At 56.7% G+C, this 22,202-nt stretch carries 28 protein-coding genes; 24 read left to right on the top strand and 4 right to left on the bottom strand.

All coding sequences use genetic code 11. The features are described 5' to 3' along the window. Positions 1 to 77: 77 nt before the first annotated feature. Genes livH through glpG form a run of 6 tightly spaced genes read left to right on the top strand, consistent with a single transcriptional unit; the run spans position 78 to position 4,915 of the window. A complete protein-coding gene (gene livH, locus B6S09_RS11485; protein WP_094278634.1) occupies positions 78 to 1,001 on the top strand; it encodes a high-affinity branched-chain amino acid ABC transporter permease LivH in 924 nt (307 codons plus the stop codon). Further along, positions 998 to 2,239: a high-affinity branched-chain amino acid ABC transporter permease LivM gene (locus tag B6S09_RS11480; RefSeq protein WP_094278633.1), complete on the top strand. Its 1,242-nt coding sequence runs from the start codon at positions 998 to 1,000 to the stop codon at positions 2,237 to 2,239. Before livH ends, B6S09_RS11480 begins: the two co-directional genes overlap by 4 nt. Then, positions 2,236 to 3,000 (top strand): high-affinity branched-chain amino acid ABC transporter ATP-binding protein LivG, encoded by a 765-nt coding sequence (gene livG / locus B6S09_RS11475; RefSeq protein WP_094278632.1) that lies wholly within the window; start codon positions 2,236 to 2,238, stop codon positions 2,998 to 3,000. Before B6S09_RS11480 ends, livG begins: the two co-directional genes overlap by 4 nt. Beyond that, positions 3,000 to 3,704, top strand: a complete 705-nt coding sequence (locus B6S09_RS11470) for an ABC transporter ATP-binding protein (protein WP_094278631.1) — start codon at positions 3,000 to 3,002, stop codon at positions 3,702 to 3,704. Before livG ends, B6S09_RS11470 begins: the two co-directional genes overlap by 1 nt. Before the next feature lie 45 nt (positions 3,705 to 3,749). Beyond that, a complete protein-coding gene (glpE, locus tag B6S09_RS11465) occupies positions 3,750 to 4,070 on the top strand; it encodes a thiosulfate sulfurtransferase GlpE (RefSeq protein ID WP_094278630.1) in 321 nt (106 codons plus the stop codon). Further along, positions 4,067 to 4,915, top strand: a complete 849-nt coding sequence (gene glpG / locus B6S09_RS11460; RefSeq protein ID WP_094278629.1) for a rhomboid family intramembrane serine protease GlpG — start codon at positions 4,067 to 4,069, stop codon at positions 4,913 to 4,915. The genes glpE and glpG overlap by 4 nt, the downstream gene beginning before the upstream one ends. Here glpG and B6S09_RS11455 read toward each other — a convergent pair. After that, entirely contained in the window at positions 4,896 to 5,297 is a 402-nt protein-coding gene (locus B6S09_RS11455; RefSeq protein ID WP_094278628.1) for a flagellar basal body-associated FliL family protein, read from the bottom strand. The two genes, glpG and B6S09_RS11455, sit on opposite strands and share 20 nt — an antisense overlap. Before the next feature lie 163 nt (positions 5,298 to 5,460). Between B6S09_RS11455 and B6S09_RS11450 the strand changes: the two genes are divergently transcribed. The 7 genes from B6S09_RS11450 to B6S09_RS11420 all read left to right on the top strand — a co-directional run bounded on the left by B6S09_RS11450 (position 5,461) and on the right by B6S09_RS11420 (position 11,954). Then, positions 5,461 to 6,009: a chorismate--pyruvate lyase family protein gene (locus B6S09_RS11450; RefSeq protein ID WP_243832866.1), complete on the top strand. Its 549-nt coding sequence runs from the start codon at positions 5,461 to 5,463 to the stop codon at positions 6,007 to 6,009. Further along, complete coding sequence (ubiA, locus tag B6S09_RS11445) at positions 6,009 to 6,881, top strand: 4-hydroxybenzoate octaprenyltransferase (RefSeq protein ID WP_094278626.1); 873 nt, start codon at positions 6,009 to 6,011, stop codon at positions 6,879 to 6,881. Before B6S09_RS11450 ends, ubiA begins: the two co-directional genes overlap by 1 nt. Before the next feature lie 116 nt (positions 6,882 to 6,997). Then, complete coding sequence (gene lexA, locus B6S09_RS11440) at positions 6,998 to 7,612, top strand: transcriptional repressor LexA (RefSeq protein ID WP_094278625.1); 615 nt, start codon at positions 6,998 to 7,000, stop codon at positions 7,610 to 7,612. Positions 7,613 to 7,809: 197 nt separating this feature from the next. Next, positions 7,810 to 8,931, top strand: a complete 1,122-nt coding sequence (gene coxB / locus B6S09_RS11435) for a cytochrome c oxidase subunit II (protein WP_341802692.1) — start codon at positions 7,810 to 7,812, stop codon at positions 8,929 to 8,931. Between the two features lie 17 nt (positions 8,932 to 8,948). Next, positions 8,949 to 10,544 (top strand): cytochrome c oxidase subunit I, encoded by a 1,596-nt coding sequence (gene ctaD, locus B6S09_RS11430; protein ID WP_208321780.1) that lies wholly within the window; start codon positions 8,949 to 8,951, stop codon positions 10,542 to 10,544. Then, the gene (locus tag B6S09_RS11425) at positions 10,544 to 11,071 is read left to right on the top strand and encodes a cytochrome c oxidase assembly protein (RefSeq protein ID WP_094278623.1); all 528 of its coding nucleotides are present in this window, start codon (positions 10,544 to 10,546) and stop codon (positions 11,069 to 11,071) included. The genes ctaD and B6S09_RS11425 overlap by 1 nt, the downstream gene beginning before the upstream one ends. 10 nt (positions 11,072 to 11,081) lie before the next feature. Beyond that, a complete protein-coding gene (locus B6S09_RS11420) occupies positions 11,082 to 11,954 on the top strand; it encodes a cytochrome c oxidase subunit 3 (protein WP_243832867.1) in 873 nt (290 codons plus the stop codon). A 15-nt stretch (positions 11,955 to 11,969) separates the two neighbouring features. Here the strand turns inward: B6S09_RS11420 and B6S09_RS11415 are convergent, their stop codons facing one another. Next, positions 11,970 to 12,176, bottom strand: a complete 207-nt coding sequence (locus tag B6S09_RS11415; protein WP_094278621.1) for a DUF2909 family protein — start codon at positions 12,174 to 12,176, stop codon at positions 11,970 to 11,972. A 30-nt stretch (positions 12,177 to 12,206) separates the two neighbouring features. Between B6S09_RS11415 and B6S09_RS11410 the strand changes: the two genes are divergently transcribed. The 11 genes from B6S09_RS11410 to B6S09_RS11360 all read left to right on the top strand — a co-directional run bounded on the left by B6S09_RS11410 (position 12,207) and on the right by B6S09_RS11360 (position 20,212). After that, entirely contained in the window at positions 12,207 to 12,881 is a 675-nt protein-coding gene (locus B6S09_RS11410; protein WP_094278620.1) for an SURF1 family protein, read from the top strand. After that, positions 12,871 to 13,302 carry a redox-active disulfide-containing membrane protein gene (locus B6S09_RS11405; protein ID WP_094278619.1) on the top strand — a complete coding sequence of 144 codons (432 nt, stop codon included), beginning with the start codon at positions 12,871 to 12,873 and terminating at the stop codon, positions 13,300 to 13,302. Before B6S09_RS11410 ends, B6S09_RS11405 begins: the two co-directional genes overlap by 11 nt. Positions 13,303 to 13,310: 8 nt before the next feature. Then, a complete protein-coding gene (locus tag B6S09_RS11400; protein ID WP_094278618.1) occupies positions 13,311 to 14,342 on the top strand; it encodes a COX15/CtaA family protein in 1,032 nt (343 codons plus the stop codon). After that, on the top strand, positions 14,279 to 15,175 hold the full coding sequence (cyoE, locus tag B6S09_RS11395; protein ID WP_094278617.1) for a heme o synthase: 897 nt from the start codon (positions 14,279 to 14,281) through the stop codon (positions 15,173 to 15,175). The genes B6S09_RS11400 and cyoE overlap by 64 nt, the downstream gene beginning before the upstream one ends. Then, positions 15,168 to 15,815 carry an SCO family protein gene (locus B6S09_RS11390; protein WP_094278616.1) on the top strand — a complete coding sequence of 216 codons (648 nt, stop codon included), beginning with the start codon at positions 15,168 to 15,170 and terminating at the stop codon, positions 15,813 to 15,815. The genes cyoE and B6S09_RS11390 overlap by 8 nt, the downstream gene beginning before the upstream one ends. Positions 15,816 to 15,853: 38 nt before the next feature. Beyond that, positions 15,854 to 17,191 (top strand): MATE family efflux transporter DinF, encoded by a 1,338-nt coding sequence (dinF, locus tag B6S09_RS11385; protein WP_243832868.1) that lies wholly within the window; start codon positions 15,854 to 15,856, stop codon positions 17,189 to 17,191. Between the two features lie 4 nt (positions 17,192 to 17,195). Then, positions 17,196 to 17,672, top strand: a complete 477-nt coding sequence (locus B6S09_RS11380) for a tRNA (cytidine(34)-2'-O)-methyltransferase (RefSeq protein WP_094278614.1) — start codon at positions 17,196 to 17,198, stop codon at positions 17,670 to 17,672. A gap of 90 nt (positions 17,673 to 17,762) precedes the next feature. Then, the gene (locus B6S09_RS11375; protein WP_094278613.1) at positions 17,763 to 18,059 is read left to right on the top strand and encodes a hypothetical protein; all 297 of its coding nucleotides are present in this window, start codon (positions 17,763 to 17,765) and stop codon (positions 18,057 to 18,059) included. Between the two features lie 78 nt (positions 18,060 to 18,137). Beyond that, positions 18,138 to 19,037: a cation efflux pump FieF gene (gene fieF, locus B6S09_RS11370; RefSeq protein WP_094278612.1), complete on the top strand. Its 900-nt coding sequence runs from the start codon at positions 18,138 to 18,140 to the stop codon at positions 19,035 to 19,037. A gap of 29 nt (positions 19,038 to 19,066) precedes the next feature. Then, positions 19,067 to 19,849 carry a serine O-acetyltransferase gene (gene cysE, locus B6S09_RS11365; RefSeq protein WP_094278611.1) on the top strand — a complete coding sequence of 261 codons (783 nt, stop codon included), beginning with the start codon at positions 19,067 to 19,069 and terminating at the stop codon, positions 19,847 to 19,849. Between the two features lie 153 nt (positions 19,850 to 20,002). Then, the gene (locus B6S09_RS11360; RefSeq protein WP_094278610.1) at positions 20,003 to 20,212 is read left to right on the top strand and encodes a cell division protein ZapB; all 210 of its coding nucleotides are present in this window, start codon (positions 20,003 to 20,005) and stop codon (positions 20,210 to 20,212) included. Positions 20,213 to 20,275: 63 nt separating this feature from the next. On the opposite strand, the gene rraA is transcribed toward B6S09_RS11360, so the two are convergent. Continuing rightward, positions 20,276 to 20,761, bottom strand: coding sequence for a ribonuclease E activity regulator RraA (gene rraA, locus B6S09_RS11355; protein WP_094278609.1), 486 nt, complete (start codon positions 20,759 to 20,761; stop codon positions 20,276 to 20,278). 96 nt (positions 20,762 to 20,857) lie between these two features. After that, positions 20,858 to 22,186, bottom strand: a complete 1,329-nt coding sequence (gene hslU, locus B6S09_RS11350; protein ID WP_094278608.1) for an ATP-dependent protease ATPase subunit HslU — start codon at positions 22,184 to 22,186, stop codon at positions 20,858 to 20,860. Positions 22,187 to 22,202: the final 16 nt, after the last annotated feature.

The raw sequence follows: 22,202 nt of genomic DNA, 5'->3' as shown, positions 1-22,202 counted from the left end.
GATATTTCATCGTCAACAGGCGGGGGTATCCCGCCTGATTTGACGGCGCTCACCGTGCTACGACAAGGAAAGGTTGTATGTCCGAGCCCCTTCTTTATTTTATTCAGCAGCTGCTAAACGGCCTCACCATCGGCAGTACCTATGCTCTGATCGCCATTGGTTACACCATGGTGTATGGCATTATCGGCATGATTAACTTCGCCCATGGCGAGGTATACATGATCGGGGCCTATGCCGCTTTTATGGTGATGACGGCACTGGCCATGCTGGGCATTGACAGTACGGTTTTGCTGCTGAGCTCTGCGTTTCTGGTCAGTATTATCATCACCAGTGTTTATGGCTATTCCATTGAACGGGTGGCTTACCGGCCGCTACGTCACAGCAAACGGCTGATCGCGCTGATTTCGGCGATTGGCATGTCCATCTTTCTGCAGAACATGATGCGTCTGGCACAAGGCTCCCGGGATATTGCCATTCCTCCCCTGTTGCCAGGGGGCTGGAGCTTTGGCGGCGAGGGTTTTCAGGCCAGTCTGTCTTATATGCAGCTGATTATTTTTGTCGTTACTTTTATTGCGATGACCCTGCTGTCGCTGTTTATTTCCCGCTCCCGGATGGGACGGGCCTGCCGGGCCTGTGCCGAAGATCTGAAAATGGCCAACCTGCTGGGTATTAACAGCAACAGCATTATTGCTCTTACCTTTGTGATCGGGGCCGCCCTGGCAGCGGTGGCAGGGGTGTTGCTTGGCTCTTATTACGGGGTGATCAACCCTTACATTGGTTTTATTGCCGGGCTCAAGGCCTTTACGGCGGCGGTGCTGGGGGGCATTGGCAGTATTCCCGGAGCTGTGCTCGGTGGCCTGCTGCTTGGGGTAACCGAGGCCATGACCGGTGCTTATTTCAGCACCGAATATAAGGATGTGGTGTCGTTTGGTCTGCTGATTTTTGTGCTGCTGTTTATGCCGACCGGCATTCTGGGTAAACCGGAGGTGGAAAAGGTATGAGCCGACTTAAACCTTCTCTTGTTGCCGCCGGGCTGTTTTTACTGCTGGCGGGCTGGCTATTGGGGTTCCGTCTGGAAACTGAAGGCACCCGGCTGGTGGTTTCCAACCGGTTCGATGCCAGCTGGGAATGGCTGGCGCTGGGAGCCGGACTGGTGTTTCTGGGCCAGCTGTTTGCCGAGCAGTGGCGTAGACCTTTCCGTTATCTGTCTGATCGCAAAGGCAGTTTTGCCCTTCCGGCACCGGAAGAGCAGCCCTGGCTGTACCGCATTGTCACCGTGCTGGTGCTGGCCACCCTGCTGGTGTGGCCATTTATGGGCTCGCGTGGTGCGGTGGATCTTGCCACGCTCACGCTGATTTATGTGATGCTGGGGCTGGGCCTGAACGTGGTGGTAGGGCTGGCCGGCTTGCTCGATCTTGGCTATGTCGCCTTTTATGCGGTGGGGGCTTACAGCTATGCCCTGCTGAATGCCTATTTCGGGCTGGATTTCTGGACCTGCCTGTTGCTGGGCGGTGCGCTGGCAGCACTGGCCGGCTTTTTACTGGGCTTTCCGGTGCTGCGGCTGCGCGGGGACTATCTGGCTATCGTGACCCTGGGGTTTGGTGAAATTATCCGCATCCTGCTCAATAACATGACCGAGGTGACCGGTGGTCCCAACGGCATTGCCGGCATTCCCAAGCCCACTCTGTTCGGGCTGGAATTTGAACGCCGGGGTGACAGTACCTTTCATGAGTTCTTCGGCATTGCCTACAACTCGGGCTACAAGGTGATTTTTCTTTACCTGCTGGCGTTGATCCTGGTGGTGCTGACCATCTTTATCATTAACCGGCTGTTGCGTATGCCTTTGGGGCGGGCCTGGGAAGCTCTGCGGGAAGATGAAATCGCCTGTCGTTCTCTGGGGCTGAACCCGACACTGATCAAGCTCAGTGCCTTTACCATAGGGGCGGCCTTTGCCGGTTTTGCCGGCTGTTTCTTTGCCGCCCGGCAGGGATTTATCAGCCCCGAGTCGTTTGTGTTCATAGAGTCGGCCATTATTCTTGCCATTGTGGTGCTGGGGGGCATGGGCTCCCAGATTGGAGTGGTGCTGGCGGCCATTATCATGACCATATTGCCGGAACTGACCCGGGAATTTAACGAATATCGCATGCTGTTGTTTGGCCTGCTGATGGTGCTGATGATGCTCTGGCGACCTCAGGGGCTGTTGCCCATGCACCGTCCCCACATGGAGCTGAAATCATGAGTGAGTTGCTGAATGTATCCGGGCTCACCATGCGTTTTGGCGGCCTGGTGGCGGTAGATGGGGTGGCGCTGGTCATGCAAGAGCGGCAAATCATCTCCATTATCGGCCCCAACGGAGCCGGGAAAACGACCATCTTTAACTGCCTGTCAGGATTTTACCGGCCCAGCGGCGGCTCGGTGAGTTTTTATGGGCAGGCCATTGCCGGCCTGCCTGGTCATAAAATTGCACGTTTGGGCATGGTTCGTACTTTCCAGCATGTGCGTCTGTTTAAAGAGATGACGGTGCTGGAAAACCTGCTGGTGGCCCAGCATGCCCACCTTAATACCAACTTTATCGCCGGCCTGCTGAAAACGCCGGGGTTCCGTCGTGCCGAGCGGGAAGGTCTGGAGCGTGCCCATTATTGGCTGGAGAAGGTGAACCTGACCGAGTTTGCCAACAGGGCGGCGGGTAATCTGGCCTATGGTCAGCAGCGCCGTCTGGAAATTGCCCGTTGTATGGCCGCGAGGCCCCGCTTGCTGATGCTGGACGAGCCGGCGGCCGGATTAAACCCTTTTGAGACTCAGGAGCTGAACCACCTGATTCAGGATCTTCGTACCAATGAAGGCGTGAGCGTGCTGCTGATTGAGCATGACATGAAGCTGGTCATGGATATTTCTGACCATATTTATGTGGTGAATCAGGGCCGGCCTCTGGCCGATGGCAATCCCGAGGTGGTGCGCAGCCATCCCGATGTGATCAAGGCCTATCTGGGAGAAACCTGATGCTGCATGTCGATAATATTTGTGCCCACTACGGCAAGATTCAGGCGCTGGAAGACGTGACCGTACACATCGAAAAAGGGGAGATCGTCACTCTTATCGGTGCCAACGGAGCCGGTAAAACCACCCTGATGATGAGTATTTGTGGTGACCCCAGGCCCAGCCGGGGCAGGGTGGTGTACGAAGGCCAGGATCTGACCGGGCTGGATACGGCCGCCATTATGCGTCGGGACATCGCGATTGTGCCGGAGGGCCGGCGTATTTTTGCCCGGCTGACGGTGGAAGAAAACCTGCATATGGGTGGTTTTTTTGTGGATAAGCGTGAGCATGCCGGGCTGATGGCCGAGGTGTTTGCCATGTTTCCACGGCTGCAGGAGCGCCGTCATCAGCGGGCGGGCACCATGTCCGGAGGAGAGCAGCAAATGCTGGCCATTGGCCGGGCGCTGATGAGCAAGCCGCGGCTGTTGCTGCTGGATGAGCCGTCCCTGGGGCTGGCCCCCATTATTATTAATCAGATCTTTGACACCATTTCCCGGCTGCGCGATGAAAAGGGCATGACCATTTTTCTGGTAGAGCAAAATGCCAATCAGGCGCTGAAGCTGGCCGATCGCGGCTATGTGCTGGAGAACGGCCGGGTGGTGCTGGCCGACAGCGGTGCTGCACTGCTGGCGAACGAGCGGGTTCGCAATGCTTATCTGGGCGGCTGAGGCCGAATTGGGTACACTGGCTTCCGTATTGTTGAGGAGGAATTTATGGAACAGTTTGCCCATATCTCGGTGGATGAGGCGCACATTATGCTGAGCGAAGGCCGGGCCCGGCTGGTGGATATCCGCGATCCCCGCTCTTTTGCCCAGGCTCATGCCGAAGGGGCTTTTCACCTGACCAACGACAGCCTGGTCAGTTTTACCAATGAGGTGGATTACGACACGCCGGTGATCGTGATGTGCTATCACGGTATCAGCAGCCAGGGCGCTGCCCAGTATCTTGTTAACCAGGGTTTTGAAGAGGTCTACAGCCTGGATGGGGGTTTTGAGGCCTGGCGGCGCACTCAGGCAGTGGTAGAGGCCTCGTGAAGGCGCTGCTGGTGCTGGATGATCCGCGCCGGGCGCAGGCCTTTGTGGATTATCTGGGAGAAGCCGGCCTGCATTGTGAACTGACCCTGGATGATAATGGTCATGTGCATATCTGGCTGGTGGATGAAACCCGCTTTGAAGAAGCGCACCGGGAAGTAAAACGTTTTCTGGCCGAACCGCTGCACCCCCGTTATCAGGAAGCCTCCTGGAAACGGGGAGACAGTCATGTGCGCTTTGCCGACAACTCTCACCGGCGTGGCTGGTTAAGCGATCTGCTGCACCAGACCGGACCGGTGAACCTGCTGGTGTTGCTGGCCTGCTTGGCGGTATACGGACTGAGCTGGCTGGGGCTGCCGATGTTTGGCGTGCTGTCCTTTCCTGCCAGTCTGAGCGAGCTGTTGAGTGTACAGTTCTGGCGAGCCTTCACTCCGGCACTGATGCATTTTTCACTGATGCATCTGGTCTTTAACTTGTTCTGGTGGTGGTATCTGGGCGGGATGGTAGAGCGCCGGCTGGGCAGCGGCAAACTGCTGGTACTGCTTCTGGTTGCGGCGGTGCTACCCAATTTGCTGCAGTTCTGGGACAGCGGCCCGCGCTTTGGCGGTCTGTCGGGGGTGGTGTATGCCCTGCTGGCCTATGTGTGGCTGAGCGGGCGCCTGAACCCAGCCCGGGGCATTGGTCTGCCCGATGGTATGGCGGTGTTTATGGTCATCTGGCTGGTGCTGGGCTTTGCCGATATGCTGGGTACCCCGGTGGCCAATATGGCGCACCTGGGTGGTGCCGTGATTGGCCTGTTTCAGGCCTGGCTGGACAACCGGCGAATGGTTACTGATAGAGAAAGGTAGTGAATAATACCCGCCGCACCGGCGTCTGGCCGGTTTCCTGCAGCAGCAGATCGTTCAGTCGCTGCCGGCCTTCGTTAGCCAGCTCGGTACGTGCCGGCAAAGAGCGGATTTCCTGACGGTTTTTCTCTGCCAGCAGATCGTTCAGGGCGTCCCGTAACAGCGGCATATTCTCTTCCACCAGGGGCAACTGCTCCGGTCGCTCCAGCATTAAATCCACTGCAACCCTGACATAACCCAGGTTTTGTTCCGCGTTCTGGTAGTTGGTAATAATGTCCGGCGTCATGGTGTAGTATATGGGCCCGGCGGGCTCCGCCGGTTCTTCCTGTGCACTGAGGGTGGCAGACAAAGCCAGCAGCAGGCAAAAGGCAGCAGACCGAAACATGTGAGTCTCCGATAAGTAATCGAGCGGGCATTGTTTAAATATTTGCCGGTGCGGTCAAGTCAATCGGCCGTTTTCTGTATTCCGGCCCGAAAAAGCGGTGAACCGACAGCCGCCAAGCAGGATTCTGTACGTTTTTATGTCTTTGTTACTTCATGATACAGCCATGACACCCAGCTCCGACAGCCACTGGCACTGGGGGCAGGAACCACCGGCATCTCCGGCACTGCAGAGCTGGCTGCATGAGCCGGGCTCTCTGACCAGGTTGCTGCGACGCCATTGCCGGCAGTTTCGAGTACAGGTACTGGCCGACAAGGTATTACGCCCGCTGACACCCGAGCAGGCTGTGCTGCTCGAGGCCCGGCAGGGATATTGCCGGGAAGTGTTGCTGCGCTGTGATGACACACCCTGGGTATATGCCACCTCGCTTTATTCACCCGCGACTCAGCAAGCGCTGCCGGCCCTGACCGGGCTTGGTGCCAGAGCGCTGGGCGAGCTGATGTTTGAGAGCCCGGATCTGGTGCGAACGCCGTTTGAACTGGCTCAACTGGCACCAGAAGAATATCAGCGCCTGACCAACCATGCCGGCCTGGCGGCGGAGATGCCCGCGGCCATGCCCTGGGCCCGCCGCTCTGCTCTCAGCACAGGCTGCGCCCGGGTGCTGGTTACCGAACTTTTTCTGCCGGATTCGGCACCTTATCAGGACACAGTATAATGACCACCCTGACAACTCCTTCACGACCGCGCTGGCGCGCCTATATGGCGCTGGCCCGGCTCGACAAGCCCATTGGTACGTTGCTGCTGCTGTGGCCTACCTTGTGGGCATTGTGGATTGCTGCCAATGGCATGCCCTCGCTCTGGCTGCTGGTGGTATTTGTGGCCGGGGTATTCTCCATGCGTTCTGCCGGTTGCGTCATTAATGACTATGCTGACCGGCATATCGACGGTCATGTCAAACGCACTCATGCCCGGCCACTGCCTTCGGGTGAGCTGACCGAGCGCCAGGCGCTGGGCTTTTTCGCCCTGCTGGTGGGGATTTCCTTCGTGCTGGTGCTGACCACCAACTTGTTAACCATTGGTCTGGCCTTTGCAGGGCTGTTCTGGGCGGCGCTTTACCCCTTTATGAAGCGCTATACGCACCTGCCTCAGCTGTTTCTCGGCATTGCCTTTTCATGGGCCATTCCCATGGCCTTTACTGCGGCGGCCAATGAACTGCCAGCCGGCCTCTGGCTGCTGTTTGCTGCCAACCTGACCTGGACCGTGGCCTACGATACCATGTACGCCATGGTGGACCGGGACGATGATCTTAAAATCGGGGTGAAATCCACCGCCATTCTGTTTGGTCGCCGTGACAAGCTTATTGTCGGTTTGCTGCAACTGGCGACCTTGCTGCTGCTGGCGGCGGCGGGCGGTGTGTTTGAACTGGCGGCCTCCTTTTATTGGGGTCTGCTGGTGGCGGCAGGGTTGTTTGTGTATCAGCAGCGGCTGATCCGTGACCGGGAGCGGATGCCCTGTTTTCGCGCCTTTCTTAACAACAACTACGCCGGTATGGCGATCTTCGCCGGCCTGGTGCTGGCGCTGTGGTAGTCAGCGTGTAATCGGCTCGGGGGCGGCAGAGACAGCCGCCCGGAATGCTCAGGGCTTGCTCTGTGATGATTACTGGATATACTGACAGTTAACTGTATAAACAGACAGGTTTCATCATGAAGGCCCTAACTTCCCGCCAGTCTCAGGTGCTGGACATCATCAAGGATCATATTCAGCAAACCGGTATGCCGCCCACGCGGGTGGAAATTGCCAAGGTGCTGGGGTTTAAATCTGCCAATGCTGCTGAAGAGCACCTCAAGGCGCTGGCCAAAAAGGGGGTGATAGAAATCATGCCCGGTACTTCCCGGGGAATTCGCCTTGCCGGTGAAGAGGCTGAAGATGAGCCGGGGTTGCCGCTGATTGGACGGGTGGCGGCGGGCGAACCCATTCTGGCTCAGCAACACATTGAAAGCCACTATCAGCTGGATCCTGCTCTTTTCCATCCATCTGCTGACTTTTTGCTCCGGGTGCAGGGCATGAGTATGAAAAACATCGGCATTATGGACGGTGATCTGCTGGCAGTACACAAGGTTCAGGAAGCCCGTAACGGCCAGGTAGTGGTGGCCCGCCTTGACGATGAAGTGACCGTAAAGCGTTTTCAGCGTAAGGGGAGCAAGGTCAGTCTGTTGCCCGAAAACGAAGAGCTCGCGCCCATTGAGGTTGATCTGCGCACCCAGGAGCTGATTATTGAAGGCTTGGCGGTGGGGGTTATCCGCAACGGAGACTTCTGATAACGTTGTCTAAACCGGCAGGCCGTGTTTTATCCTGGCCTGCCAGTCCCCAGTCCCCAGTCCCCAGTCCCCAAATCTTTATATTTTACATTTCCTTAACTGCTGCTTTACTTAAACCAGCCGAATGGAAGCATGTAGTCATTTGGATAAAACCGCCGAGTACTCCGGTTTACAGGACGAAACAATTGGGGGTGCACGTGAAGCCTATTTTGCCGCTGTTGCCACTACTGGTACTTTTGCCTGCGCAAGCGCAGACACGTCTTAACATGACCGAAGGGGTCACCGATATCAGCCAGCAGGTATATGGCCTGCATATGACCATTCTGGCCATTTGTGCCGTTATCGGACTGGTGGTATTCGGCATTATGTTCTGGGCCATCATTCACCACCGCAAGTCAAAGGGAGCGCAGGCCTCCCAGTTTCATGAAAGCACCAAAGTCGAGATTCTCTGGACCATTATTCCCTTCGTTATTTTGATTGCCATGGCCGTACCTGCCACCAAAACCCTGGTGGCCATGGAAGATGCCTCCGCATCGGATCTGACCGTGCAGGTCACCGGCTCACAGTGGAAATGGCATTACCGCTATTTTAACGAGGGCGTTGAATTCTACAGCCTGCTGGCCACCATGCCGGAGCAGATCAGGGGCCGGATTAACAAGGGCGAAAATTACCTGCTGGAAGTGGATCAGCCGCTGGTGTTGCCGACGGATCGCAAGGTGCGTTTTCTGATTACTTCCGACGATGTTATTCACTCCTGGTGGATGCCGGCTTTTGCAGTGAAAAAAGACGCCGTGCCGGGTTTTATCAACGAAGCGTGGACCCGAATTAATGAGCCGGGGCTTTACCGGGGGCAGTGTGCTGAGCTGTGCGGAAAGGATCACGGCTTTATGCCCATTGTGGTGGATGCCAGACCGCCGGGAGAGTTTGACGGCTGGCTGGCACAGATGAAGGCCAGCCAGGCCGAAGCCAAAGCCGCCGAGCAGGAACTGCTGGCCATGAACATGGGTAAGGAAGAGCTGATGGCACTGGGCGAGCAGGTTTATCAGAAGGCATGTGCTGCCTGCCACCAGGCAAGCGGTGAAGGTATTCCCGGAGCCTTTCCGGCGCTTAAAGGCAGCGAGCTGGTGCTGAAAGACAAGGCTGCGCACATTGATATTGTGCTGCACGGCAAGGCGGGAACCGCCATGCAGAGTTTTGATAAACAGCTGGCACTGAAAGAGCTGGCAGCGGTGATCACCTTTGAACGCAATGCCTGGGGCAATAACACCGGTGATCTGGTGCAGCCCAAAGATATTCACCAGGCCCGGCAGGGACAATAGGGGGCAGCATGGCACAGATGGATCGCACGGAAACCGCGGATATTCACCTGGCGGATAATGAGCATCATCACGGGCCGGCCAAAGGCATTGGCCGCTGGTTGTTTACCACCAACCACAAAGACATCGGCACCATGTATCTGCTGTTCAGTCTGACCATGTTTTTTGTGGGCGGGGCCATGGCCATGGTGATCCGGGCCGAGTTGTTTCAGCCAGGTTTGCAGCTGGTGGAGCCTAACTTTTTTAACCAGATGACCACCATGCATGGTCTGGTGATGATCTTCGGTGCCGTCATGCCTGCATTTGTAGGGCTGGCCAACTGGATGATTCCCATGATGATCGGTGCGCCCGACATGGCGCTGCCACGCATGAACAACTGGAGTTTCTGGATATTGCCCTTTGCCTTTGTGCTGATGCTGGGCTCCCTGTTTGTTCCCGGCGGTGGTCCCAACTTCGGCTGGACCTTTTATGCCCCGCTGTCTACCACTTATGGCCCTGACAGCACCGCCCTGTTTGTATTTGCGATTCATATTATGGGGATCAGCTCGATCATGGGAGCAATCAACGTCATTGTTACCATCTGGAACCTCCGAGCACCGGGCATGACCTGGATGAGGTTGCCCCTGTTTTGCTGGACCTGGTTTATCACCGCTTTCTTGCTGATTGCGGTGATGCCGGTGCTGGCCGGTGCCGCCACCATGGTGCTGACCGACAAATATTTCGGCACCAGCTTTTTCGACGCCGCCGGGGGGGGGGACCCGGTGATGTTCCAGCATATTTTCTGGTTCTTTGGTCATCCCGAGGTATACATCATGATACTGCCGAGTTTCGGCATTATCTCGGCCATCGTACCGACGTTCAGCCGCAAACGTTTGTTCGGTTATGCTTCCATGGTGTACGCCACCGCCTCCATTGCCGGGCTCAGCTTTCTGGTATGGGCGCATCACATGTTTACCGTGGGCATGCCGGTGGCAGCCGAGCTGTTCTTTATGTATTGCACCATGCTGATCTCGGTGCCGACCGGGGTCAAGGTGTTCAACTGGGTGGCGACCATGTGGCGGGGCTCCATCAGTTTTGAAGTGCCCATGTTGTTTGCTCTGGCCTTTATTGTGCTGTTCACCATCGGTGGCTTCAGCGGCCTGATGCTGGCCATTACACCGGCGGACTTTCAGTATCACGATACCTATTTTGTGGTGGCCCACTTCCATTATGTGCTGGTTACCGGGGCTATTTTCTCGGTACTGGCCGGGGTGTATTACTGGCTGCCCAAGTGGACTGGCCATATGTTTGATGAGCGGCTGGCCAAATGGCACTTCTGGTGCTCGGTGGTGTCCGTAAACGTCTTGTTCTTTCCCATGCATTTCCTGGGGCTCGGTGGTATGCCCAGGCGTATTCCCGACTATTCGTTGCAGTTTGCCGACATCAATGCGCTGGTCAGCATCGGTGGCTTTGCCTTTGGTCTGTCGCAGTTGCTGCTGCTGGCGGTTGTGGTGAAGTGTATTCGCGGCGGTGTCCGGGCTGAAGCCCGTCCTTGGGAGAGTGCCGAAGGGCTGGAGTGGACAGTGCCGTCGCCGGCCCCTTATCACACCTTTGATACGCCGCCTGAGGTGAAGTGATGAACAACGGTACAAAAGCCAGAAATCTGGGACTGCTGGCGCTTGCCATGTTTGGCTTTGGCTTTGCCCTGGTGCCGCTGTATGACGTGTTTTGTGATATTACCGGACTGAATGGCAAAACCGACAGCACGGCGGCGGTGGCGGCACAGAGTGTGAATGAACAGCGAAGCGTGACGGTGGAGTTTGTTACCTATCAGAGTGCCGGCCTGAGAGGAGAGTTCATGCCCTCGGTACAGCGCCTCAGTGTACATCCGGGAGAGATGCACAGAGTGGACTTTACCGTAACCAATCCGGGCATCAGTAGTCAGGTGCTGCGGGCCATACCCTCGGTATCACCCGGACGGGCAGCGGGCTATTTGCGTAAAACCGAATGTTTCTGTTTTCAGGAGCAGCCCCTCGATGGCCAGGCTCAGGCAGTCATGCCCATGACCTTTTATGTGGATGAAGCGCTGCCCGCTGATATTGAAGTATTCACCCTGTCCTACACCCTTTACGACATCAGTGAGCAGGCGGCCGGACAAGGCTGACAAGGAGGCAATGATGGCGGTCAAAACGGAAAAATACTATGTGCCGGCGCAAAGCCCCTGGCCCCTGACCGGTGCTCTGGGGCTGTTTCTGCTGGCTGCGGGGGCAGGGTTGTGGTCGGCAGGGTTGGGCGGCATTGCCGGTCCGGTGGTATTTGCTGCCGGCACGCTGGTGATGACAGTGATGCTGTTTGGCTGGTTTTCCAATGTGATCAGTGAGTCCCATCAGGGGTTATACAGCGAGCAGATGGACCGCTCTTTCCGCCAGGGAATGGCCTGGTTTATTTTTTCGGAAGTCATGTTTTTCGGTGCTTTTTTTGGTGCGCTCTTCTATGCGCGTGTGCTGGCGGTGCCCTGGCTGGGGGGGGCCGGTAACAACGCCATGACCCACGAGGTACTGTGGCCGGAATTTGAGTCCATCTGGCCACTGCTGACGACCCCTGGAGGCATGGAAACCACCGCCATGGGCTGGCTGGGGCTGCCGTTGATTAACACTATCATCCTGCTGACGTCGTCGGTCACTGTGCATGCAGCGCATCTGGCGCTGTTGCAGCAACAGCGTAGCCGGCTGAAGGCCTGGCTGGGAGCAACGGTAGCACTCGGTGCTCTGTTCCTCAGCCTGCAGATATGGGAGTACGTGCATGCTTATGAGGAGCTGGGGCTGCGGCTTGATTCGGGGATTTACGGCAACACTTTCTTTTTGCTTACCGGCTTTCACGGGGCTCATGTCACGCTGGGCACCCTGATGCTGTTCATTATGTGGCTCAGGGTCAATAAGGGGCACTTCACGCCGGCCCAGCACTTTGGCTTTCAGGCCAGTAGCTGGTACTGGCATTTTGTAGATGTGGTCTGGTTGTGCCTGTTTATCTTCGTCTATATTTTGTGAGTATCCATACGAATCTTAATGTGGCGTCGGGTTGGGCGTCAGCAGGCCGGTGCTCAGGGCCAGGACCAGTAACAGAACAATCAGGACGGCAAACCATAGCCGGCGGCCGATATAACGGGCCATAAGGGCCGGATCCTGGCGGCTGAGCATGGCTTTGAGTCCCAGCATCAGGTTGCCGATAACTAGAAATAATAAAAGCAAAATCAGTGATTTAAACAGCATATATACCGGCGTAACAAAAGGATGTGAGCCTTGAGTATAGGAAAACGCGGTGGATTACTGGTATTAACCGCAGCCGTATCCGGGCTGATGGTGTTCATGGGCATATGGCAGTTATCCCGGGCCGATGAGAAACAGCAGCTGCTGCAGGAATGGCAGCAGCGTAGCGATGTGCAGCTTGAGCTCAAAGAGGCACTGGCGATGGATCGTCCTTTTGGTTACCGGCTGCAGGTCGGCGGGGTGTTTCTGGCCGGTGGGGAGCTGTTTCTTGATAACCAGACGGAAAATGGCCGTCCCGGCTATCGTCGGATCATGCCGTTACAAACTGCTCAGGGATTGCTGGCCGTCGACTTGGGCTGGTGGCCGGCCAGTACCGACCGCAGCCTGCTACCCGCAACAGAACCTCCGGAAGACGGCCCGGTACACCTTTCCGGTGTACTTATCCGGCCCTGGCAACCGCCGCTCAGCTTTGGTGAACATCAGCCTGAGGCCCGCCGGGTGAGCAGCCTGGCTCCCGGTCTGCTGGCGGCGCGCTGGGGACAGCCGGTGTTGCCCATGGTGCTGAAAACCGGAGCGGAAAACGGGGACTGGCAGCCCGTGGTGATGGGACCGGAAAAACACCTTGGCTATGCGGTGCAGTGGTTTGCCATGACGGCTGCGATCTGGCTGCTGGCGTGGTGGTGGTATCGGAGGCAGCATGAAGCATAAACCGGTATTGGGCCTGATAGCCGTCTTTTTACTCCCCCCTCTGTTGGCCGCGCTGGTGCTGAGTCAGGGGTGGTTTACGCCGGGTGTGCGGGGCCATGGAGAATGGGTGCAGGGCAATATCAGTGCTGCCGGGCAATGGCGGCTGGTGCTGGTGACAGACGATCCTTGTGACTACTGTGCTCCGGCCAAACGCATGCTCAATAACCTGGATCTGGCATTGGGCCGGGATGAAGTCCGGGTAATGGTGACGGAGCAGCCTGCCGGCGGGCTGCTGGAGGCAGGGTTTGTATATATTGCCGATCCGCCGGGTCTGCTGGTGATGCGTTACCCTATGGCGACGGATGCCGGGCAGAACCGTCATACCGGCAAGGCGCTGCTGGAGGATCTACGTCGTCTGCTTAAATATTCCCGGGCCGGATAGGAGGCATTATGCGAAAGCTGTGCGGCTTTGCTTTTGTGCTGACGCTGATTGTCGTGGTACTGGGAGCCTGGACACGGCTGACTGATGCCGGCCTGGGCTGCCCTGACTGGCCCGGTTGTTATGGTTTTCATTATGTACCCGCCACTCCCGGTGAACATGCCCTGGCTGCCGAGCGCTTTCCTGCGGCACCGCTTGAAGTAACCAAGGCTCGTAATGAGATGATCCACCGCCACGCCGCCGGCACTCTCGGGCTGACCATTTTGCTGATGGCGCTCTGCTCGTTCAAATGTGTTTATCGCAGTTACCGTTGGCCGGTCTTGATCTTGCTGGTGCTGGTACTGGTGCAGGCGACGCTGGGTATGCTGACGGTGACACTGAATCTGATGCCCTTTGTGGTGATGGGGCACTTACTGGGCGGTTTTACCATACTGTCGCTATTGTTCTGGTTATGGTGCCGGCATCGTGCGTATTCCGGGCCCAGGCCTGAGGTGGGCGGCTTGGCCGGTGTGTTCCGGCTGGCGCTGGCAGCACTGATATTACAGATTGCCCTGGGAGGCTGGACTGCCGCCAATTATGCCGCCATGGCCTGCACCGAACTGCCGGTGTGTCAGGGCGATTGGCTGGGGCAGTGGCAGTGGAGCGCCTTTCATCCCCATGGAATGCCGGCAGAGACCTATCAGTACGGGGTGCTCAGCCAGCAGGAACGGGCCACCATTCATGCGGCTCACCGGTTATGGGCCGTGTTCACCGCTGGCATATTACTGACTCTGGCCTGGCGGCTGAATGGGCGGCCGGGGTTACGGGGATTTGGCCGGGCTATTGGTCTGATGGTGTTGCTGCAGCTGGCTCTGGGTGTGGCCAATGTGATGCTGCATCTGCCACTTTGGGTGGCGGTGGCCCATAACGGCGGCGCTGCGGTGCTGCTGTTGATGTTAACGGGAACGGGAGAGCGCCTGGGGCGCTTCAGGGAGGCAAAATGGCAAGAAGCCTGGCATTGTCCGCAACGGGAATACGAGTCTGGCGGGACTATTTCGCACTGACCAAACCCAAGGTGGTGGCGCTGATTTTGCTGACCGCCGTGGTTGGCATGTTTCTCACCGAGGTACTGCCATCGGTGCTCACCGTGATGGCTGCAACCCTGGGCATTGGCCTGATGGCTGGCGGGGCGGCGGCCATCAACCATGTGCTGGACCGGCGCATTGATATCAAAATGGCCCGCACCCATCACCGGCCGGTGGCGCAGGGGCGAGTGGCCACAACCAACGCACTGGCCTTTGCGCTGGTGCTGTCGGCCTCAGGGCTGGTTATCCTGCTGGTGTTGGTGAATGCCCTGACCGCCTGGCTGACGCTGGCATCACTGTTAGGGTATGCGGTGGTATATACCGTCTGGCTGAAACGGGCCACCCCACAAAACATCGTGATTGGCGGCCTGGCCGGTGCCATGCCGCCGCTGCTGGGCTGGACGGCGGTCAGCGGTGAGTTTCATGGTCATGCGTTGCTGCTGGTCATGATTATCTTTACCTGGACGCCGCCGCATTTCTGGGCGCTGGCCATTCACCGGCGGGATGATTATGCCAAAGCCGATATTCCCATGCTGCCGGTGACTCACGGCATTGAATTTACCAAGACCTGTGTACTGCTTTATACCTTGCTGCTCACTCTGGTGTGCTTGCTGCCCTGGATAACGGGCATGTCGGGGCCAGCCTATCTGCTGGGTTCGCTGGCGCTGAATCTGCGTTTTATACAGTGGGCATGGCGGCTCAAGTTTAGACCCGGGCCGCAAACCGCATTACAATGTTTCCGCTTTTCAATCAGTCACCTGATGTGGCTTTTTGTTCTTATTCTGGCGGATCACTGGATAGACTATGGCTAATACAAGCAAGCTGATTTGGTTACTGGCGCTGACCCTGCTGGTAGCAGGTACCCTGAGCGGCATTGCCTGGTATAACAACCGGGCCAATACCCTGACCGAGGCCGTGGTCGTTTACCCCGAACCCAGGCCGCTGAGCGGTATTGCCCTGACCGATGCCGAGGGTCAGCCCTTTACCGAGGCGCGTTTGCAGGATCACTGGAGCCTGGTGTTTGTGGGCTATACCTTTTGTCCGGATATCTGTCCGACCACGCTGTCGGATCTGGGCCGTATCTATCCGGAGCTGTTGCAGCTGAGCAGTAAAACGCAGGTGGTGTTTGTATCAGCGGATCCCGACCGGGATACGCCCGAACGACTCAAGGCGTATACTGCGCACTTTAATCCGGCATTTATTGCCGCCACCGCCGGCCATGACAAGCTGATGCCTGCCGTGCAGCAGCTGGGTCTGATTTATGGGGTGCATGAGCGTGACCAACAGGACTATCTGGTGGACCACTCCGCATCCGTATCGCTGGTGAATCCCAACGGTGAGTTACATGCGTCGTTCCGGCCGGTATTTGATGAAGGCAGCGGTATTCCGCTGGTGGATGGCCAGCTGTTGTTACAGGACTTTGAGCGCATTGTAACCCGCTGGCGTGGCTGACTTTTTCTGATATCGAGCAGTTCTTGAACACTTCCTTTATGAGTGCCCGCCGGCATCGCCAGGTATTTGCTCTGGCGATGCCCATGGTGCTGTCCAATATTACTGTACCATTGCTGGGGCTGGTCGACACCATGGTGATCGGTCACCTGGAGCAGGCATATTATCTGGGTGGCGTGGCCGTGGGGGCCACAGTAATCAGCCTGCTGTTTTTCTTACTGGGCTTTTTGCGCATGTCTACCACGGGACTTGCCGCCCAGGCGTTTGGTGCCCGCCATGAGCAGGAACTGCTGGCCGTACTGATCCGGGCGCTGGTGCTGGCCTGGATACTGGCGTTGGGTTTATTACTGCTGCAAACCCCCATTATCGAGCTGTCTTTTCAGCTGGCCGGTGCCAGCGCCGAAGTGGAATATTATGGCCGGCAATATGTGAGTGTGCGCATCTGGAGTGCACCAGCAGCGCTCACCAACCTGGTGCTGCTGGGCTGGCTGCTGGGTAACCAGAATGCCAGAGCCCCCATGTGGCTGCTGATCCTGGCTAACGGGGCCAACATTGTGCTGGATGTCTGGTTTGTGGTGGGGCTGGGCTGGCAGGTGCAGGGAGCTGCGGCGGCCTCAGTGCTGGCAGATTATGCCGCCACCGCACTGGGGTTCTGGCTGGTGTGGCGCACGCTTAAGCGGCGCGGCACTGTGCTGGCCATGGGGTTCTGGCGCAATAGTCTGAGCGCCACAGCCTTTCGCCGCCTGCTGGGGCTGAACCGGGACATTTTTATCCGGGCACTCTGCCTGCAACTGAGCTTTGTATTCATGACCTTTCAGGCTGCCCGGCTGGGGGATTCGGTAGTGGCGGCCAACGCCGTGCTGATGAACTTTCTCATGTTTATCTCCTACGGCATGGATGGCTTTGCCTATGCGGCAGAAGCCATGGTGGGCAAGGCCATCGGTCGGGGCAGCCGGCGGCATTTCCGGCTGGCCTGCGGGCTTAATCTGTTCTGGGGGGGCCTGGTGGCGGTACTGTTTACCCTGGTGTTCTGGCTGGCTGGCAAACAGCTTGTCGATCAGATCACCAGTATTTATTCCGTGCGGCAGCAGGCCTATGGTTTTCTGCCCTGGCTGGTGGCCATGCCGCTGGTATCCTGCTGGTGCTTTGTGCTGGATGGTATTTTTATTGGTGCCACTCAAGGCAGGGCCATGCGCAATATGATGCTGCTGTCTGCTCTGGGGGTGTTTTTTCCGGTATGGTGGCTGAGCCAGAGCATGGGTAATCATGCGCTGTGGCTGGCCATGTTGTGTTTTATGGCGGCCCGGGGCCTGACGCTGGCCTGGGCCTGGTGGCAGCTGGATGAGCGATGTGCTTTTGTGCCGTCTGCAAAGAGATAAATGAATGTTTGAAATAGCCCTTTATGAGCCGGAGATTGCCCCCAACACCGGCAACATCATGCGCCTGGTGCGCAATAACGGTTGCCGGCTGCATCTGATTGAACCGCTGGGGTTCAGCCTGGATGAAAAGCGCTTGCGCCGGGCCGGGCTCGATTATACCGATTATGGTCAGATCACCGTGCATCAGGATTATGATGCCTTTGTACAGGCCATGGCCGGGCGGCGTATTTTTGCCTGTACCACCAAGGGAAGCCGCCATCATCACGAAGCTTGCTACCGGCCCGGAGATGTCCTGCTGTTTGGCCCCGAAACCCGTGGTCTGCCCGACGACGTGCTGGCGGGTATTGAGGCCGGCTGTCGCATCCGTATCCCCATGCAGCCCGACAGCCGCAGCCTGAACCTGTCCAATGCGGTGGCGGTGATCAGCTACGAAGCCTGGCGACAGCAAGGGTTCGCAGGGGCGGCGGCCGTCATCCGGTAACCGTAAATAATATTCATTCTCCCTGGTTGTTTATTGAGCAGCCTGACCTACACTTGGTCGCAGGCGTTGGCACCCAGGGAGGATAGGTTCATGTTGATCAAAAAGTGCAGTTATGTCCTGACAGATGCTCATCCGGCGAAAGCGAACATGTTATTGCACCCCGGTGGTGAGCTGGAAGTTGAGGTCGCTGAGCGACGGCAGCACTTCACTGTCGATGCTGAGCACGTGCTGTTTCGCCGGGGGAAGCGGGGCATGGTGGTGATATGTGAAGATGTGGCCGGTGCTCCGGTGTGTCTTTCACTGTCCGCCCAGGATGCCTTTGAGCTGTATCACCTACTGGAACAGAGCCGGGAAGAGCTGGAAGAGCTGATGTGCGATCTCGCCTGAGGTCGTCTTTTGCGCAAAAACTCCTGACGATAATCTGGCCAGCGTTATAATAGTTCAAACGCACATTCCGGCCGGTTTATGACAACATCTTATTCTCGTCTGGTAACCACGGCGGCCATCGCTGCCACCCTGGTTGCCGGGCTGTTAATTATCGCCAAACTCATCGCCTGGTTTTATACCGGCTCTGCCAGTATGCTGGCCTCACTCACCGATTCTTTTCTGGATATCAGTGCCTCGCTGATTAACCTGATGGCCATTCGCTATGCGCTGGTGCCGCCCGATGAAGATCACCGCTTTGGTCATGGTAAAGCAGAGTCGCTGGCGGGACTGGCCCAGTCGGCCTTTATCAGCGGCTCAGCGGTGTTTCTGATCATTAACGGTATTGCACGCCTGTTGAATGCCGAGCCGGTGACTCATGCCGCCACGGGTATTTGGGTGATGGTGTTGTCACTGGGGCTGACGCTGTTGCTGATTACCTTTCAGCAGTATGTGATTCGTCGTACTCAGTCATTGGCCATCAAGGCTGACCAGCTGCATTACCGGGGGGATATACTGCTTAACCTTGCCGTGCTGCTGGCCATTGTGTTGTCCTGGTATGGCTGGTATTGGGCCGATGGCCTGTTTGCTATCTTGATCGGCGCACATATTTTGTATGGTGCGCTGAAAATCGGCTACGACTCTGCCCAGATGTTGCTCGACAGGCGGTTGCCTGATGAAGAGCAAAAGCGCATTATGGAGTGCTGTCTGGCAGTGAAAGGGGTGAGGGGGCTGCATGACCTGCGTACCCGGCGGTCGGGTCGGACCCGTTTTATTCAGCTGCATCTGGAGCTGGATGATCAGTTGCCCCTGGTCCGTGCCCATGTCATTGCCGACACAGCCGAGCGTGAACTGCGGCGGCTGTTTCCCGACGCCGATATCATCATCCACATGGATCCCGTGTCGGTAGTACCTTTCGAAACCCGGCTCGAAAGCGAGTGAACATACATTTTAAAAACAAGGTTTTACCCATGGAAGACGGCATTCAATCCAGAACCTGGTTGCGTATTCGTGAAGAAGCTCAGCGTATGATTGCGGAAGAGCCCATGCTTGGCAGCTTTTTTCACTCCACCATTCTCAACCATGACACCCTTAAATGTGCTCTGAGTTTTATTCTGGCCAACAAACTGGACAGCAACGTTATGCCGGCCATCTGTTTGCGGGAAATCATTGAGGGGGCACTGGATCAGGAGCCTGCCATTCTGGACAAGGTGGCTACGGATATTTGCGCCGTTCAGGAGCGGGATCCTGCTGTGGATTTGTTTTCCACGCCGTTGCTGTATCTGAAAGGATTTCATGCCCTGCAGGGGTACCGCATTGCCCACTGGTTGTGGCATCACGGCCGCCGCGCGCTGGCTACGTATTTACAGAATCAGATTTCAGTGGTGTTTGGCGTGGATGTGCATCCGGCCGCCTGCATTGGCAAAGGCATTATGTTTGATCACGCCACCGGTATTGTGGTTGGGGAAACAGCGGTGATTGAAGACGATGTCTCCATTTTACAGAGTGTGACCCTGGGGGGAACCGGCAAGGAAGGTGGCGATCGTCATCCGAAAATTCGCGAAGGAGTGATGATAGGTGCCGGAGCCAAGATTCTGGGCAACATAGAAGTGGGCAAGGGTGCCAAAATTGGTGCCGGCAGTGTGGTACTGGATCCGGTGCCGGCACATACTACCGTCGCTGGCGTGCCGGCCCGGGTAGTCGGACGGCCTGGCTCTGACAAGCCTTCTCTGGATATGAGTCAGAATATCTGACGTACAAATATGACCTGCCCGGCATAATTTCTCGGCAATCGGGCTTCCGCCTCATTCGGCATCTTGTTGTCGCCCCGGGGCCAAGGTATGCTCGATGGTGTGGAGCCGGCCGGCAGCGAATGGCCGGTTAATGTGATTTACAGGGGTTAGAACATGTCTTTTGATGTACTGGAAAAGCTGGAAGCCAAAATCCAGGCTGCGGTAGACACCATCTCTTTGCTGCAGATGGAAGTTGACGAGCTGAAAGAACAAAACGGTAAGCTGGGTAACGAGAACCAGCAACTTCGTCAGCAACAGCAAGCCTGGCAGGAACGCCTGCAAGCGCTGCTGGGCAAAATTGACCAGGTAGAAGAAAGCGTTTAATTAATTCGCTATGACCTAATAAAAACGCCGGCATTTGCCGGCGTTTTTATTGCTGAAAGGAGGTTACTCGATGTCCAGAGCCTCGGGAGAGAGAATAATCCCCGTGGTGTCGGCATAGAGATGATCTTCCGGCAGGAAGGTGACACCGCCAAAATTGACCGGCACATCCAGCTCGCCAATATCACTGTCGTCGGCACTTACCGGAATGGAAGCCAGTGCCTGAATGCCGATATCGGTGTCTTCCAGTGCGTCCACTTCCCGCACACAGCCGTAGCAGACAATGCCTTCCCAGCCGTTCTCCGCTGCCGTTTCGGCAATATCGGCATCTATCAGGGCGCGACGCAATGAGCCGCCGCCGTCGATCAGCAGTACCCGGCCCACGCCATTTTGTTTTACTGCCTCAAGGATCAGGCCGTTGGATTCAAAGCATTTGACGGTTGCAACCACGCCGCCAAAAGAGCTGCGTCCGCCAAAAGTGGAAAACATGGGCTCGACCACGTCGACCATGTCAATGTAGGTATCGCACAGTTCAGAAGTATTGTATTCCATTGAATCAGCCACGCCTGAAGACAAGATAGCTCCAGTATAAAGAGGCGGGAGCGGTTTTCAATCACAATGATGTGACCGCTCCCGTAAACAGCAGGATCAGAGAATAAAGCGGCTCAGATCTTCGTCTTCCACCAGATTCTTCAGATAACGGTCCACGTAATCTGCATTCACGGTGATGGTGTCTCCGGATTTGTCGGATGCTTCAAAGGATAGTTCGTCCAGCAAGCGCTCCATCACGGTATGCAGGCGACGGGCACCGATATTTTCGGTGGTCTCATTCACCCGCCAGGCGGCCTCGGCCAGGCGGCGGATGCCGTCATCGGTAAACTCGACGTTCACGTTTTCGGTAGCCAGCAGCGCCTTGTACTGCTCGGTCAGCGATGCGTTGGGCTCGGTAAGAATGCGTTCAAAGTCTTCAGAGGTCAGCGAGCTCAGTTCCACCCGGATAGGCAGGCGTCCTTGCAGCTCAGGGATCAGATCCGACGGACGGGCCACCTGAAATGCACCGGAAGCGATAAACAGCATATGATCGGTGCGCACCATACCGTGTTTGGTGTTGACGGTGCTGCCTTCAATCAGCGGCAGCAGATCCCGCTGAACGCCTTCACGGGACACATCGGGACCGGAGCTTTCGCCGCGCTTACAGATTTTGTCGAATTCGTCGATAAACACGATGCCGTGGTTTTCCACCGCATGAATGGCCTGCTCTTTCAGCTCTTCCGGGTTGACCAGTTTGGCCGCTTCTTCTTCTACCAGCAGTTTGAAGGCTTCTTTGATCTTCATCTTGCGTTGCTTGCTGGTATTACCGGCCAGGTTCTGGAACATGCCCTGCAACTGGTTGGTCATCTCTTCCATGCCCGGAGGAGCCATAATTTCCACACCCATTTGCGGCGCAGCTACGTTGATTTCAATTTCTTTGTCGTCGAGCTGACCTTCCCGCAGTTTTTTGCGGAACAGCTGGCGGCTGCCACTGTTATCGGCTTTTTCTTCTTCACCCCAGGTATTGCGGGGGTTGGGCAGCAGGGCGTCGAGAACCCGCTCTTCGGCAGCTTCTTCGGCGCGATGGCGGTGTTTGTCCACCTGCTGCTCGCGCACCATTTTCATGGCAACATCGGTGAGATCACGAATAATGGAGTCGACTTCCTTGCCAACATAGCCCACTTCAGTGAACTTGGTCGCTTCTACCTTGATGAAAGGCGCATTGGCCAGCTTGGCCAGGCGACGGGCTATCTCGGTTTTACCCACACCGGTCGGGCCAATCATCAGAATATTTTTAGGGGTGACTTCCTGGCGCAGCTCGGGTTCGAGCTGCATGCGACGCCATCGGTTGCGCAGGGCAATGGCAACGGCGCGTTTGGCTTCATTCTGGCCGACAATAAAACGGTCGAGCTCGTGAACGATTTCTCTCGGGGTCATTTCAGACATAATCTCAATCCTGTTG

The sequence above is a fragment of the Oceanimonas baumannii genome, assembly GCF_002245495.1.
Taxonomy (GTDB): domain Bacteria; phylum Pseudomonadota; class Gammaproteobacteria; order Enterobacterales; family Aeromonadaceae; genus Oceanimonas; species Oceanimonas baumannii.
This window is presented reverse-complemented; position numbering and strand designations above follow the sequence as displayed.

Coding starts and splice junctions, on each gene's coding strand:
- livH (WP_094278634.1), top strand. CDS start 78: ATGTCCGAGCCCCTTCTTTATTTTATTCAGCAGCTGCTAAACGGCCTC.
- B6S09_RS11480 (WP_094278633.1), top strand. CDS start 998: ATGAGCCGACTTAAACCTTCTCTTGTTGCCGCCGGGCTGTTTTTACTG.
- livG (WP_094278632.1), top strand. CDS start 2,236: ATGAGTGAGTTGCTGAATGTATCCGGGCTCACCATGCGTTTTGGCGGC.
- B6S09_RS11470 (WP_094278631.1), top strand. CDS start 3,000: ATGCTGCATGTCGATAATATTTGTGCCCACTACGGCAAGATTCAGGCG.
- glpE (WP_094278630.1), top strand. CDS start 3,750: ATGGAACAGTTTGCCCATATCTCGGTGGATGAGGCGCACATTATGCTG.
- B6S09_RS11455 (WP_094278628.1), bottom strand. CDS start 5,297: ATGTTTCGGTCTGCTGCCTTTTGCCTGCTGCTGGCTTTGTCTGCCACC.
- B6S09_RS11450 (WP_243832866.1), top strand. CDS start 5,461: ATGACACCCAGCTCCGACAGCCACTGGCACTGGGGGCAGGAACCACCG.
- ubiA (WP_094278626.1), top strand. CDS start 6,009: ATGACCACCCTGACAACTCCTTCACGACCGCGCTGGCGCGCCTATATG.
- lexA (WP_094278625.1), top strand. CDS start 6,998: ATGAAGGCCCTAACTTCCCGCCAGTCTCAGGTGCTGGACATCATCAAG.
- ctaD (WP_208321780.1), top strand. CDS start 8,949: ATGGATCGCACGGAAACCGCGGATATTCACCTGGCGGATAATGAGCAT.
- B6S09_RS11425 (WP_094278623.1), top strand. CDS start 10,544: ATGAACAACGGTACAAAAGCCAGAAATCTGGGACTGCTGGCGCTTGCC.
- B6S09_RS11420 (WP_243832867.1), top strand. CDS start 11,082: ATGATGGCGGTCAAAACGGAAAAATACTATGTGCCGGCGCAAAGCCCC.
- B6S09_RS11415 (WP_094278621.1), bottom strand. CDS start 12,176: ATGCTGTTTAAATCACTGATTTTGCTTTTATTATTTCTAGTTATCGGC.
- B6S09_RS11405 (WP_094278619.1), top strand. CDS start 12,871: ATGAAGCATAAACCGGTATTGGGCCTGATAGCCGTCTTTTTACTCCCC.
- B6S09_RS11400 (WP_094278618.1), top strand. CDS start 13,311: ATGCGAAAGCTGTGCGGCTTTGCTTTTGTGCTGACGCTGATTGTCGTG.
- cyoE (WP_094278617.1), top strand. CDS start 14,279: ATGGCAAGAAGCCTGGCATTGTCCGCAACGGGAATACGAGTCTGGCGG.
- B6S09_RS11390 (WP_094278616.1), top strand. CDS start 15,168: ATGGCTAATACAAGCAAGCTGATTTGGTTACTGGCGCTGACCCTGCTG.
- dinF (WP_243832868.1), top strand. CDS start 15,854: ATGAGTGCCCGCCGGCATCGCCAGGTATTTGCTCTGGCGATGCCCATG.
- B6S09_RS11380 (WP_094278614.1), top strand. CDS start 17,196: ATGTTTGAAATAGCCCTTTATGAGCCGGAGATTGCCCCCAACACCGGC.
- B6S09_RS11375 (WP_094278613.1), top strand. CDS start 17,763: ATGTTGATCAAAAAGTGCAGTTATGTCCTGACAGATGCTCATCCGGCG.
- fieF (WP_094278612.1), top strand. CDS start 18,138: ATGACAACATCTTATTCTCGTCTGGTAACCACGGCGGCCATCGCTGCC.
- cysE (WP_094278611.1), top strand. CDS start 19,067: ATGGAAGACGGCATTCAATCCAGAACCTGGTTGCGTATTCGTGAAGAA.
- B6S09_RS11360 (WP_094278610.1), top strand. CDS start 20,003: ATGTCTTTTGATGTACTGGAAAAGCTGGAAGCCAAAATCCAGGCTGCG.
- rraA (WP_094278609.1), bottom strand. CDS start 20,761: ATGGAATACAATACTTCTGAACTGTGCGATACCTACATTGACATGGTC.
- hslU (WP_094278608.1), bottom strand. CDS start 22,186: ATGTCTGAAATGACCCCGAGAGAAATCGTTCACGAGCTCGACCGTTTT.